This is a genomic window from Streptomyces sp. NPDC087420, assembly GCF_044744165.1.
Classification (GTDB): Bacteria; Actinomycetota; Actinomycetes; order Streptomycetales; family Streptomycetaceae; genus Streptomyces.
The window spans coordinates 446,487-458,756 of sequence record NZ_JBIUXU010000005.1; the positions used below are offsets into that span (position 1 = coordinate 446,487).

Sequence of the window (12,270 nt, forward strand, 5' to 3'; positions counted from 1 at the left end):
GTGGACGTACGGGCTACCGCGCCGCGTCCAGCGTCGCCCGCTGCTCCGGGGTCAGCTCCAGGTCCACCGCCGCCAGGCTCTCGTCCAGCTGCGCCACCGAGGACGCCCCGACCAGCGGGATCACCGGGACCTCTCCGCCGATCAGCCAGGAGAGCACCACCTGGTTCACCGTCGCGCCGGTCTCCCGCGCCACCTCGCGCAGCGCGGCCCGGCGTACCGGCGTGCCCGCGTGGTCGAAGTCCGGGTCCAGCGGCTTGTCCTCGCGCACGTAACCGCCCGACAGCAGCGGCGAGTAGGCGACGAGCGCCAGCGACGGCTCGGCGCGGGCGTAGCTGAGCAGGTCGCCGCCGAGGATGCCCTGGTTGCCGTCGGGGGAGCGCGGACCGGGCTGGTCGGTGCGCCGCCGCAGGTAGCTGTGGTGGTACTGGAGGACCTCGTAGCCCGGCAGGCCCGCCGCCGCGGCCAGCGCGCGGGCCCGTTCCACCCGCCACGCCCAGTGGTTGCTCACCCCCAGGAGACCCACCGCGCCCTCCGCGACCAGTTCCGCGAATGCCTCCACCGTCTCCTGGAGGGGCACCGCCGGGTCCTCGACGTGCGCGTACAGCAGGTCCAGCTTCTCCCCACCGAGCCGCTCCCGGCTCCGCTCCGCCGACTCCCTGATCGCCTTCGCCGAGAGCCCCTCGATGTTCTTGCTGAACGTGCTGGTCGGCACGTTCGGCCGGCCCCCGAGCTTCGTGGCGATCACGATCTCGTCCCCGGCGCCCCGCTCACGCCGCCAGCGGCCGAGCAGCGCCTCACTCTCCCCGCCCTGCGTGCCGTTGACCCAGAACGCGTAGTTGTTCGAGGTGTCGACGAAGGTGCCCCCCGCCTCGGCGTACCGGTCCAGGATCGCGAACGACGTCGCCTCGTCCGTGACCGAGCCGAACAGCATGGCCCCCAGGCTCAGCACACTGACCTCGCGGCGCGTCGCCGGATCCGTGCCGATCGTGCGGTACTTCATACGCCCGTCCCCTCGTTCCGCCCGGCAATTCCGGGCGCCCGTGGGCAGTCTGAGCGTTGAAGAGCACTCCAAGTCAACCGGTCAGCCGCGGTCGGAGGGGCCGGCCGGCAGCCGCGGCACACTGGCGATCAGCCGCCGTGTGTACGGGTGGCCGGGCGCGCCCAGGACGGCGTGGGTGTCGCCCTGCTCCACGATGCGGCCGTTCTCCAGCACGGCGGTGTGTTCGCACAGCGCGGCCACCACCGACAGGTCGTGCGAGACCATCGCGATGGTCAACCCCCGCGTTTCCTTCAGCTCTTCGAGCAGATCCACGATCCGCACGCGCGTGGTGACGTCGAGGGCGCTGACCGGTTCGTCCGCCAGCAGGACCCGCGGGTCGCAGACCGTCGCCCGCGCCAGGGCGATCCGCTGGCGCTGTCCGCCGGAGAACTCGTGCGGATAGCGGTCCCCGGCGTCGGCGGGCAGCCCCACGCCCGCCAGCGCCGCCGACACCCGCTCCGCGGTGCCGGAACCGGCCAGGCCCAGGGAGCGCAGCGGCTCCGAGACGATGTTCCGCACCCGCTGCCGGGGATCCAGCGAGGAGTACGGGTCCTGGAAGACGCTCTGCACACTGCGCCGGAACGTCCGCATCCGCGCCCGGTCCCCGATCCGCAGCGGCTCCCCGTCGAAGAGGACCTGCCCGCTGGTCGGCCGGGTGAGGCCGAGGAGCAGCCGCAGCATCGTGGTCTTCCCGGCGCCCGACTCACCCACCAGCGCCACACTGCGGCCGGCCGTGATGTCCAGGGTGATGCCGTGCAGGACGGGAGCGGCGCCGCGGTAGGCGAAGCCGGCATCCCGGGTCGCGAGGACGGGGACGTTCATCGCGTGATCCGTTCCAGTGCGTTCTCGAAGGTCCTGGCGCTCGCCACCAGCCCCTGGGTGTACGGCTGTCGAGGCGCGTGCAGGATGTCTGCGGTGGATCCCGACTCCACCGCCGAGCCGTCCTTGAGGACGACCAGACGGTCGGTGACCCCGGAGACGACGGCCAGGTCGTGGCTGACGAACAGCAGCGCCATGTCCTGCTCCGTGATCAGCTCGTTCAGCAGCCGCAGCATCTCCGCCTGGACGGTCACGTCGAGCGCGGTCGTCGGCTCGTCGGCGATCAGCAGGGCGGGTTCGCAGGCCAGGGCCATCGCCAGGGCGACACGCTGGCGCTGCCCGCCCGAGATCTCGTGCGGGAAGGCACGCGCGATGCGGTCCGGCTCCGGCAGCCTGACCCGGTCGAGCGCCGCGGCGACCGCCCGGCGCAACTCCGTACCGCGCAGCCCCCGGCGCCGCCGCAGCGGCTCGGCGATCTGGCGGCCGACCCGCATCAAGGGGTCGAGCGCGGTGAGCGGCTCCTGGAACACCACACTCGCGCCCCGCCCGCGCAGCGCGCGCAGCGCGGACTCGCCCGCGCCCACCACGTCCGTACGGTCCAGGCCCGGCGCGTCCAGCACCACACTGCCCGACGCCGTCAGACCGGGCGGCAGCAGCCCCATCACGGCCAGCGCCGTCAGCGACTTGCCGGACCCGGACTCGCCGATCAGCCCGACGCGGCCCCCCGGCTCGACCGTGAACGACAGGTCGGAGACCAGGGCGCGGCCCGATTCCGTACGGATGGTGAGACCCGAGACGTCGAGCAGGCTCATGCGGTCCTCCTGCGGGTGGGGTCGAGTGTGTCGCGCAGTCCGTCGGCGACCAGGTTGACGCCCACGACCAGGGCGACCAGCAGGACGCCGGGGGCGATCGCCCCGTACGGCGCGATCGACACCGTCGCCTGCGCCTCCTGGAGCATGCGCCCCCACGACGCATTGGGCGGCGGGGCGCCCAGCCCCAGGAACGACAGGCTCGCCTCGGCGAGCACGGCGAGGCCGAACTGGAGGGCGAGGTTCACGACCAGCGTCGGCCAGATGTTGGGCAGTACATGGCCGGTGACGACCCGGAACCAGGATGTGCCGGACGTCCGGGAGGCGGTGATGTAGTCCTGCGCCAGCACCCGTTTGACCAGGATGCGGGTCAGCCGGGCGACCACCGCCGTCATGGCGAGGCCGATCGCGACGATCGCCGAGCCGAGTGACGCCGACCGCGCGGCCACCACCAGCATCGCCAGCAGCAGGGTGGGGAAGGCGATCAGGACGTCGAGGAAGGCCGAGAAGGTGTCGTCCAGCCAGCGCTGGGCGAAGCCGGCCGCCAGGCCGACGGCGACCCCGAGCACCCCGCCGATCGCCACCGCCCCGAGCCCCGACTCCAGCGCGATCCTGGCCCCGATCATCACCTGGGAGAGCAGGTCCCGCCCCAGCTTGTCGGTGCCGAGCAGATGCGACGCCCCGGGCGGGGCCAGTCGGCTGCCCGAGGTGTCGTCCAGGGAGTACGGCAGCCAGAAGAAGGAGACCAGGGCGAGCGCGGCGATCGCCCCGACCAGCACACCACCGGTGATCAGGGTCGCCGAACGCCGCCGGCGGGAAGAGCGGGCGGTCTTGGGGTGCGCGGTCTCCGGGCGTCCGGTCTTCGGCTGTTCGGCCGTGGTGTGTTCGGTCATGGTTTCCCGCCGGTGAGGGTGGAGCGCAGCCGCGGGTCGATGAGCCGCTGGGCGAGGTCGGCGAGGAACCCGATCACCAGGACCGCGAGCGTGGTGACGAACAGCACGCCCTGGATGGTCGGGTAGTCGTGCTGGGCCACGGCCTGCGAGAGCATGCTGCCGAGGCCCGGCAGGGCGAAGACCGTCTCGACGACCACCGCGCCCAGCAGGGTGGAGGCGAGTTCGATGCCCAGGACGGCGACGACGGGTACGGCTCCGTTGCGCAGCCCGTGCCGCCGTATCGCACCCCCGAACGAGGAACCGAGCGCCCGCGCCGTCCGGAGGTAGTCGCTGCCGAGGACGTCCAGCGTCGCCGACCGTACGTACCGGATGAGGGACGCGGACATCACCAGGGCCACCGTGATCACCGGCAGGGCCAGCGACCGCAGCGCGCCCGCCGGGTCGGACCAGCCGTCCTGCGGGAAACCGCCGGCCGGCAGCACACCCAGGTGCAGCGAGAACACCGTGATGAGGATCATGCCGACCCAGAACACCGGGACGGCGATCCCGAGCTGCGAGACGCCGCTCAGGATCAGTCCGTACCAGGTGTTCGCCCGGTGGGCCGCCAGGAAGCCGACGGGCACCGCGATCACCAGGGCCAGGACGAACGCCATCAGGGTCAGGGGTCCTGTGACCTCGATCCGGGTGGCGATCTCGGGGCCGACCGGCAGCGTGCTGATGAAGGAGTTCCCCAGGTCGAACGTGGCCAGGTCGTGCAGCCAGGTCACGAACTGCTCGGGCAGCGGCTGGTCCGACCCGATCTGGTGACGGGCCGCCGCCAGCTGCTCCGGACTGGCGCCCACGGACGTCAGCGCGTTGGCGGGGTCGCCGGGGAGCAGCCGGAGCAGCAGGAACAGCACCACGCTGGCCAGCAGCAGCGAGGCGATCAGGAACGCCAGCCGCCGTAGCACGTACACGGTCATGGGCCGACCGGTCCCGTCGGTCCGGCCGGCCGGGCGGGATCTCTCCGTACCATCAGCTCTTCTTGATGTCGTAGGCGTAGAACTGCGAGTTCAGGCCGTTGAGAGGGTAGCCCGAGAGCTTCGAGGAGGCCACGACGATCTGCGGGTAGAGGTACAGCCAGTCACTGGCCGCGTCGGTGGCGATCTGCTGGTTGACCTTCTTCAGCAGCGCGGTCTGCTGGTCGGTGGTGTCCGACTGCTCGGCCTGCGCGACCCACTGCGTGACCTGCTTGTTGTTGTAGCCCCAGTAGAAGTCGGGGTTGCCGTACCAGACGATGTCGCGGTCGTTGACGTGCTCCTGGAGCGTCGCGCTGAAATCGTGGTTCTGGTAGACCTTCGTGTACCACTGGTCCGGCGTGATCACGTTGATCTTGACGTTGATCCCGACCTTGGCCAGCTGCGACTTGATGAACGTGGCGGCGGTGGGGTGCGGGTCGTAGTTGGGAGTGTCGAGGGTGAAGTCGAATCCCTTGGGGTAGCCCGCCTCGGCCAGTTCCTTCTTGGCGAGCGCCGGGTCGTACGGATTGACGTGGGTCAGGTCCTCGTACCACGGGTCGGTCGGCGGGACCATCGACCCGATCAGCTTGCCGTAGCCGCCCCAGATGGACTCCAGCAGCTTCTTGTTGTCGATCGCCGAGGTGACCGCCTTGCGGACCTTGACGTTGTCGAACGGCTTGACCTTGTCGTTGAAGGCCAGCAGCAGCTTGGTCGTCGAGCTGCCGCTGTTGACCTTGTACGCGGAGTTCGACTTGAACTGGGCGAGCGCGTCGGGGCTCTGCTCGCTGGTCACCACGTCCACGGCGTTGGTGAGCAGCGCGTTGTTGAGGGCGGTCGCGTCCTTGTAGTAGTGGAAGACGACTTCCTTGTTGGTCGCGGGGTCGCCCCAGTAGCCGGCGAACCGGTCGAGGCTCAGCGCGGAGCCCCGGGTCCACTTGTCCAGCTTGTACGGCCCCGTCCCGTCCTCCGACGTCTTCAGGTTCTTGGCCTGGGCGTTGATGATCCAGACGTAGCTGAGGTTGTAGATGAACGAGATGGACTTGCTCGACAGCGTCACCTTCACGGTGCTCGCGTCGGGGGTGGCGATGGACTTGACGACGGTGAGGCTGCTCTTGCGGGCCGACTGGGAGTCGGGTCCCGTCACCTTCTCGATGCTGTACTTCACGTCGGCGGAGTCCAGGGCCTTGCCCGAGTGGAACTTCACGCCGTCGCGGAGCTTGAAGGTGTAGGTCAGACCGTCCGGGGAGACGGTGTAGCTCTGGGCCAGCTGCTTCTCGACCTTGCCGCTGTCCGTGAGCTTGAACAGGCCCTCGTAGACGTTCCCGTTGAGCGCCTCGGTCACTCCCTGACCGCCGCCGCCCGTGTTGTCCAGGTTCTGCGGTTCGTAGACGGAGCCGATGCCGACGGTCGCGTTCTTGTCGAAGGACCCGGACGCCGAGCCGCTCTTCTGGCTCGACGTACCACCACCGCACGCGGTGAGGGCGACGGACAGGGCGACCACCAGAGCGCCACCGGCGAGGGGCGTGGAAATTCGTTTCACTTCGTTCTCCTGAGGGGCGGCCGCCGGAGGTCTGGCGGGGGCGCTGGTGCGTGCGTCTGTGCGCGCGTGCGGGGTTTGTGGGGTGAGGGGCTGCGGGGTGTTCGGGGCTTCCGGCCGGGACGGTGGCCGGCTCAGCCGATCGTGTGGCCGTCGCGGAAGACGGGGAGCCTCTCGCCGGCCCGGACGGGGAGGTGGAGCCGGTTCTGCGGGGGAGGCAGCGGGCAGTTGTACTGGGCCGAGAATCCGCACGGTGGCACGAAGGCGCGGTTGAAGTCCAGGGTGACGGTCTCACCGCCGTCCTCGCGCGGGACGAACAGGAAGCGGCCCGAGCCGTAGGTCTCGACCCCGTTGGTCGGGTCCCCGAAGACCAGGAGAAGCGTCCCCTCGTCGTCGAAGGCCGCCAGGGTGTAGTCGACGCCGTCGAGCGAGAGGCTGATGTCACCGGGGACGATCATGCCCCGGCTGCCCCCGTTGTCGCGTATGTACTCGAAGGGGATCCGGCGGTCGGCGGCGACGGGGGTGAAGGTGGCCCGCGTCACCCACGCCGGGTCGAAGCCGAACGTGTCGATGTGCGAGAAGTGCTGGATCGCGGGGGAGCGGGCGTCCCAGAAACGCAGCCCCTGTTCCGGTTCCCCGGTGAGGATGTCGGCCCGTTCGAGCGTCGTCACCCGTACGTCCGGGGGAAGCCCCTGCCGCTCGGCCTCGGGGTCCGCCTCCGTACCCGCCGGCAGCCACCGGGTCTCGACCAGGGCGAGGTTGCCGGTGGGCGCCGTCACGGACGCGGCCCGCGCGGTGCGCCACGCGTTCCAGTCGTCCGGCGCGGGGTCGGTGATCCGCGCCGGGGCGCTCGACGGGAGGGACATGCTGACTCGATTCAACGGCGAGGATGTGTGCTTCGACACACGTCTCGAAAGGTGAGATGGGGAGGCCGGACCCGGGACGGGCATGGCGTGAGGAGGAGGGGAACGACCCTGTTCCGTGGTGTGCCGCGGAGGGGTGGGCGGCTCGGCTCGTGTCCACTCCGTGGGACGTGGGTCCGGCCGTGGTACCGGCGGAGGCGGCGGGAACAGGCCGCGCAGCCCAAGGGAGCCCGGGGGGACCGGTCAGGCGGCGGAGCGGCTACAGAGAGCGCTCGCGACGCGGAGGAGGTCCACGTGGGCTCGGCCGACGAGGTGCAGGGAGCGGAACACGGGGCAAGATTCGCACACGCTTTCCCAGGGGTCAAACAAGCCAAACCGGATGCTTCGTCAGAAGTCGGCCCGCCGGGCTCCGGCACCCCCGGACCGCCGTGCGGCGGTGAACTCCACCCGGATCACGGAGAGATAACAGACCGGTTCGGCGCTCCTCCGTCGTGGGGGCGGGCTTCCCGGCGGCGCCGGGATACGGTGCTGAGGTGGTGATCAGCGGAGCGGACACAGAAGCGGGGACGGCGGTGCTGCTCGCGGCGGCGCCCGCGGGCAAGGGACGTCTGATCGACGCCACGTCGGTCCTGCCGGCGCTCGCGACCGTGGCCCCCAGCACCTTGACCGGTACGCCGGCGGCGACCGTGATCGAACTGGCCGACCCGCTGGACCCCCAGACCGTCCTCACCCGGATCCGCGCGGCCGCCACCACGGCCGGGCCGCTGTTCCTCTACATCGCCGGGCAGCTCCAACTGGACCACAAGCAGAGTCTCTTCCACCTGGCGCTGGCCCGTACGACCCCGGCCACCCTGCGCTACACCGGCCTGCCGTGGCACTGGCTGGTCAGTGAACTCAAGCTCCGCAGGCCGGGCACGACCACGGTGGTGGTGGACCTGGTCGCCGACGGGGAGGCCTGGCGCCAGGTCACCACCGAGGGCATCGGGCTCGGTTACGGCACCCGCCTGTACGGGCGCGTGGTCCCGGCCCCGTCACGTCGTACCGTCCTCGCCCCGGCCTATCTCGCGGCGTGCGCGGCGATCTGGCGCAGCGGCATGCGGCCCACGCTCACCCAGCTGCACGAACAGGCGGTGGCCCGCTCGGCCACCCCCGACGCGCTGTTCCTCACGGTCGGGACGGCACCCGCGTCCACGGTCCCCGGTTCCGCCGGGACCGGTTGGACGCCGTCGGGTCCGCCGGTCGTACCGGAGCCGTCGGGCCGGGCACGCGAGGACGTCCCGCCCGCCGCCCGGGGGACGACGGGCCCGCAGGAGCCCACGCGGGCAACCGCACCACCGCCCCAAGAACAAGCGTCCCCGTCACCGGCCACCGGCCGTCCCGTCCCGGCGGCCCCCGGGCACACTGCCCTTCCGGCCGCCCCGGGGCGGGGCAACTGGCCGCCGGCCTGGGGGAAGGACGACCGTACGCCGGTCCGGCCGGTGGCCGGTACCGCCACCCCGGACCCCGCGCCCGAGCCTCAGCCTCAGCCTCAGCCCGAGACCGATCCCCATCCGGCGATCCTGGCCGCCGCGCGGGACGGCCGGCACGCCGAGGCGGCGTCCATCGCGGCCACCTGGGAGAGCGCCGCGCTCCACACGTACGGGCCCGGCTCGGCGCAGGCGATCCACTGGCTGGAGGTACGGGCCGACCTCGCCCGCCTCGCCGACGACGCCGCCCGCAGCTGCGAGCTGTGGATGGCGGCGGCCCAGGCCCGCCTCGCGCGGGGCGAGGCCGGCGACGACAAGGACGTCGAGGCGAACGTCGACCGCGCCCACCACCAGTGGGAGCAGCTCGGTGACCCCGTACGCGCCCGCTCGCTCGCCCCGGCGCTCACCGCGCTGCGCCGCGAGGTGCCGGGCCGCAAGGACGGGGCGCTCGAAGCGATCCAGCGGCGCATCTGACCCAGGGCGCCCGGCCTCGCCGTACGACGCACCATGCCCGTACGGCACACCGCCCCGTCCCTCAGTCGTCCGCCCGCTCCTCCGGCTTCGTGTCCTCCCCGTCCTCCCCCTCCTCGCGCGCCTCCTCCGCGCGCCGCCGCCGGCGCCGGATCACATGGCGCGCGACCAACGCCGCGATCAGCACCCCGAGCCCGATCAGCACATACGTCTGGTAGCGCGAGATCTCGTCGTAGATCGGCCCGATGTTCGTGCCCGCCGTGTAGCCGAGCCCCGCCCACAACGCCACCCACAGCACGGCCCCCAGGCTGTTGAACGCGAGGAACCGCAGCCACGGCATGCCCGTCGTCCCGGCGATGATCCCGTTGGCCTGCCGCAACCCCTCCACGAAGCGGGCGATCGTGACGACCTTCCCGCCGTTGCGGGTGAAGAAGTCCTCGGCGCGGCCGAATCTCTCCGGGGTGAGGAAGATGTACCGCCCCCACCGGTGGACGAAGGCCCGCCCGCCGGTACGGCCGATGACATACCCGATGTTGTCCCCGACGATCGCCGCCGCGACCGCGATCGCCGCGATGGCGAAGATGTTGAGCTGCCCCGCCCCCGCGTAGACCGCCGCGGCGATCAGGATCGTCTCGCCGGGGGCCGGGACACCGAAGTCCTCGACCAGGATCAGCAGGCCGACCGCCAGGTAGCCGTAGTGGTCGAGCAGGGGGGCCAGATACGCGAGCGGACCAGGCAGGGGAGGTGCAGCCATGAACCCATCTTGCTCTTCCGCCCCACGAACCCGCCGCACCCCGGGCGCGCGCCCCCGCCCGGCGGACCGTCCGCGCACGGGGGCTCTGCCGCGCGGTACCAATCAGGTACCGTACTGTCATGCCTTCTCTGAACGTGTCCTTCACCGATGAGGAACTCGAACATGTCCGGGTCGCCGCGGCAGCCGAGGGCAAGAGCCTGAAGCAGTACCTGCACGACCTCGGCGTCCGCGAACACCAGCGCAGGACCTTTGTCACCGGCGCGCTGGACTGGGGCGACAAACTGCGCGGCCAGTTCGACGAGGCCTTCCCCGAGGAGATCCCCGCCGCACAGCGTCCCGGATACGGAGCCAGTGCCGCCTGATGCTCCTGTACGTGGATGTGCCCTGGCTGCTCGACGTCCAGGAAGGGGCAGTCCCCGAGGACGTGTCGATAGCCGACTACTCCGCGCTGGTCGCCGCCGTCGCCCGGCACCGGACGAAGCTGCCGACCCTCGCCGCCGCCGACCCCGACGCGGCCTGGCGGGCGGCGGCGCTCCTCCACACGATTGTGCGGCTGGAGCCGCTGCCCCAGCGCAACAGCTGGTTCGCGGCCCTCGTCGCCGCCCAGTACATGGGGCAGTCCGGTGAGGGCATCGATCCGCCGTACGGAGCCCTCCCCGAGCTGGTCCGCAAGATCCAGACCGGCGGGGTGACCCTCTACGACGTCGCCGAGCAGCTTCGCCGGTGGCGCATCTGACGCTGCCGGCACCGGGCCCGCGCCCGCCGTGCCCCGAGCGTCGTGCGACCCCGCGCTACCGGTCGTGACAGGATGTCCGCATGCCTAGCAACATTTACTTCGACATCACCATCCAGGATGAGGCCGCGGGAAGGATCGTCTTCAAGCTGTACGACGACGTCGTACCGAAGACGGCCAAGAACTTCCGGGAGCTGGCCACCGGCGAGCACGGCTTCGGCTACGCGGGCTCGCCCTTCCACCGGGTCATCCCGGACTTCATGCTTCAGGGAGGCGACTTCACCCGGGGCGACGGCACGGGTGGCAAGAGCATCTACGGCGAGAAGTTCGCCGACGAGGGCTTCACCCTCACGCACGACCGGCCGTACCTGCTGTCCATGGCGAACGCCGGCCCGAACTCCAACGGCTCGCAGTTCTTCATCACCACGGTGAAGACGCCGTGGCTGGACGGCAAGCACGTGGTCTTCGGCGAGGTTGTCGAGGGCGAGGACCTGGTCAAGAAGATCGAGTCCCTGGGATCCCGCTCCGGAGCCACCCGCGCCAAGATCGCCGTCTCGGCGTCCGGCGTCGTCGACGAGGCCGGTAAGTAGTCCTCTCGGCTCAGCCTCTCAACCCCTGATCCGCCCCTGCCCGCCGACCGTGACCGTCGGCGGCGCGGGGGCGGATCGTTTTTCTCCGGCGCCCGCTTCGTCCCCCGCCCCGCATCCGCACCGCCGCCGGCGTCTTGATCTTGTCGGGGTTGTCGGAGTGTTGTCGGCGTTGTGTCCCGGAGCCGTAACCGGCTGAGGGGGCCGCGTCCCGCCCTCGTACCCCGTGGTGACCGCACCGGACGTTCCGGTGGGTCTGACCTCGGGAGACACGCATGTTGAACCACCGCGCCAAGCTGATCGCCGCCACCGCCGCGGCCGCCGGAGCGATGCTCCTGACCGCTTGCAACGGTGACGACACCGGCGCCGCGGGTACGGTCGCCCCCTCGGCGGCGGAGTCGAGCGGGCACCCGCACACCGGCGCGCCGGCGGCCGACGTGATCGGCGCGTACGACCCCGTCGACCGGAGTGACGCCGTCTTCTTCGCCTCCGTACTCAACGGCGCCAACGAGGTGCCCACGAAGGGCGGTCCGGCGGTCGGGGACAAGGACGGACACGCCATCGCCCTGATGCGCGTCCAGGGCGACGAGGTCTCCTTCGCCTTCACCTGGAAGGGCACCGGCACCCCCACCGCCGGACACATTCACCAGGGCGGCGCGGGCACCAACGGCGACGTGAAGATCCCCTTCTTCACCGAGAAGCTGCCCGGCGGCGGCGACTCCGTCTACGGCACCGTCAAGGTCACGGACGCGGCGCTGCTCAAGAGCCTCAAGGCGGACCCCGGACAGTTCTACTTCAACCTCCACACCGCGGAGTTCCCGGGCGGCGCCGTCCGCGGTCAGGTCCACCGACTGCCGGTCCCGATGAGCCTCCCCGACGCCTTCCGGGGCAACAGCCTCCACTCCGTCGTCACCGGCGCCCAGATCTACGCCTGCACCAAGCAGCCGGGCGGCGACTGGAAGTTCACCCAGGACAACGTGAAGGCCACACTGGACGGCAACATCGCCCACACCTTCCAGAAGTCCGGCCCGACGGGCCCGCCCCAGTGGATCGCGCCCGACCACTCCGCCGTCACGGGCAAGGTGCTCCACAAGATCCCGAACGGCGAGGGGAACATCCCCGAACTGGTGCTGGCGGCAAGCCAGTCCGGCACGTCCGGCGGCGAATTCTCCGCCACGAAGCTGGTGTTGCGCCTGAACACCGAAGGAGGCGTGGCCCCGGCCGGTACCTGCGACCCCGCCACCCAGCCGGAGGCATCCGTCCCGTACAAGGCCGACTATCTCTTCCTCAGCGGCAAGTAG

Annotated in this window: 14 protein-coding genes; 5 read left to right on the forward strand and 9 right to left on the reverse strand. The window is 71.1% G+C overall.

The genetic code is table 11. The annotated features are described in order from the left end of the window. Positions 1-13: 13 nt before the first annotated feature. The 8 genes from ACIO1C_RS12820 to ACIO1C_RS12855 form a co-directional block, all read right to left on the reverse strand. Positions 14-1,000, reverse strand: coding sequence for an aldo/keto reductase (locus ACIO1C_RS12820; RefSeq protein WP_401861908.1), 987 nt, complete (start codon positions 998-1,000; stop codon positions 14-16). Positions 1,001-1,081: 81 nt separating this feature from the next. Continuing rightward, positions 1,082-1,861, reverse strand: coding sequence for an ABC transporter ATP-binding protein (locus ACIO1C_RS12825; RefSeq protein ID WP_401861910.1), 780 nt, complete (start codon positions 1,859-1,861; stop codon positions 1,082-1,084). Continuing rightward, positions 1,858-2,670 (reverse strand): ABC transporter ATP-binding protein, encoded by an 813-nt coding sequence (locus ACIO1C_RS12830; protein ID WP_401861912.1) that lies wholly within the window; start codon positions 2,668-2,670, stop codon positions 1,858-1,860. The genes ACIO1C_RS12825 and ACIO1C_RS12830 overlap by 4 nt, the downstream gene beginning before the upstream one ends. Continuing rightward, a complete protein-coding gene (locus ACIO1C_RS12835) occupies positions 2,667-3,560 on the reverse strand; it encodes an ABC transporter permease (RefSeq protein ID WP_401861914.1) in 894 nt (297 codons plus the stop codon). The genes ACIO1C_RS12830 and ACIO1C_RS12835 overlap by 4 nt, the downstream gene beginning before the upstream one ends. Next, positions 3,557-4,522, reverse strand: a complete 966-nt coding sequence (locus ACIO1C_RS12840) for an ABC transporter permease (RefSeq protein ID WP_401861916.1) — start codon at positions 4,520-4,522, stop codon at positions 3,557-3,559. Before ACIO1C_RS12840 ends, ACIO1C_RS12835 begins: the two co-directional genes overlap by 4 nt. Positions 4,523-4,574: 52 nt before the next feature. Then, positions 4,575-6,098 (reverse strand): ABC transporter substrate-binding protein, encoded by a 1,524-nt coding sequence (locus tag ACIO1C_RS12845; RefSeq protein ID WP_401861919.1) that lies wholly within the window; start codon positions 6,096-6,098, stop codon positions 4,575-4,577. Positions 6,099-6,229: 131 nt separating this feature from the next. Continuing rightward, entirely contained in the window at positions 6,230-6,961 is a 732-nt protein-coding gene (locus ACIO1C_RS12850; RefSeq protein ID WP_401861922.1) for a DUF1684 domain-containing protein, read from the reverse strand. A 240-nt stretch (positions 6,962-7,201) separates the two neighbouring features. After that, a complete protein-coding gene (locus ACIO1C_RS12855; protein WP_388334372.1) occupies positions 7,202-7,306 on the reverse strand; it encodes a putative leader peptide in 105 nt (34 codons plus the stop codon). Between the two features lie 185 nt (positions 7,307-7,491). Here ACIO1C_RS12855 and ACIO1C_RS12860 point away from each other — a divergent pair, with 185 nt between their 5' ends. After that, positions 7,492-8,898, forward strand: coding sequence for a hypothetical protein (locus ACIO1C_RS12860; RefSeq protein ID WP_401861926.1), 1,407 nt, complete (start codon positions 7,492-7,494; stop codon positions 8,896-8,898). 61 nt (positions 8,899-8,959) lie between these two features. Here ACIO1C_RS12860 and ACIO1C_RS12865 read toward each other — a convergent pair whose 3' ends face one another. Then, positions 8,960-9,649: a DedA family protein gene (locus ACIO1C_RS12865; protein WP_401861928.1), complete on the reverse strand. Its 690-nt coding sequence runs from the start codon at positions 9,647-9,649 to the stop codon at positions 8,960-8,962. Between the two features lie 119 nt (positions 9,650-9,768). On the opposite strand from ACIO1C_RS12865, the gene ACIO1C_RS12870 reads away from it, so the two are divergent. The 4 genes from ACIO1C_RS12870 (at position 9,769) to ACIO1C_RS12885 (ending at position 12,270) form a co-directional block, all read left to right on the forward strand. Further along, the gene (locus tag ACIO1C_RS12870) at positions 9,769-10,011 is read left to right on the forward strand and encodes a hypothetical protein (protein WP_161307700.1); all 243 of its coding nucleotides are present in this window, start codon (positions 9,769-9,771) and stop codon (positions 10,009-10,011) included. Then, the gene (locus ACIO1C_RS12875; RefSeq protein WP_401861931.1) at positions 10,011-10,385 is read left to right on the forward strand and encodes a toxin Doc; all 375 of its coding nucleotides are present in this window, start codon (positions 10,011-10,013) and stop codon (positions 10,383-10,385) included. The genes ACIO1C_RS12870 and ACIO1C_RS12875 overlap by 1 nt, the downstream gene beginning before the upstream one ends. Before the next feature lie 80 nt (positions 10,386-10,465). Next, positions 10,466-10,972 carry a peptidylprolyl isomerase gene (locus ACIO1C_RS12880; RefSeq protein WP_401861933.1) on the forward strand — a complete coding sequence of 169 codons (507 nt, stop codon included), beginning with the start codon at positions 10,466-10,468 and terminating at the stop codon, positions 10,970-10,972. Positions 10,973-11,244: 272 nt separating this feature from the next. Then, on the forward strand, positions 11,245-12,270 hold the full coding sequence (locus tag ACIO1C_RS12885; protein ID WP_401861936.1) for a CHRD domain-containing protein: 1,026 nt from the start codon (positions 11,245-11,247) through the stop codon (positions 12,268-12,270).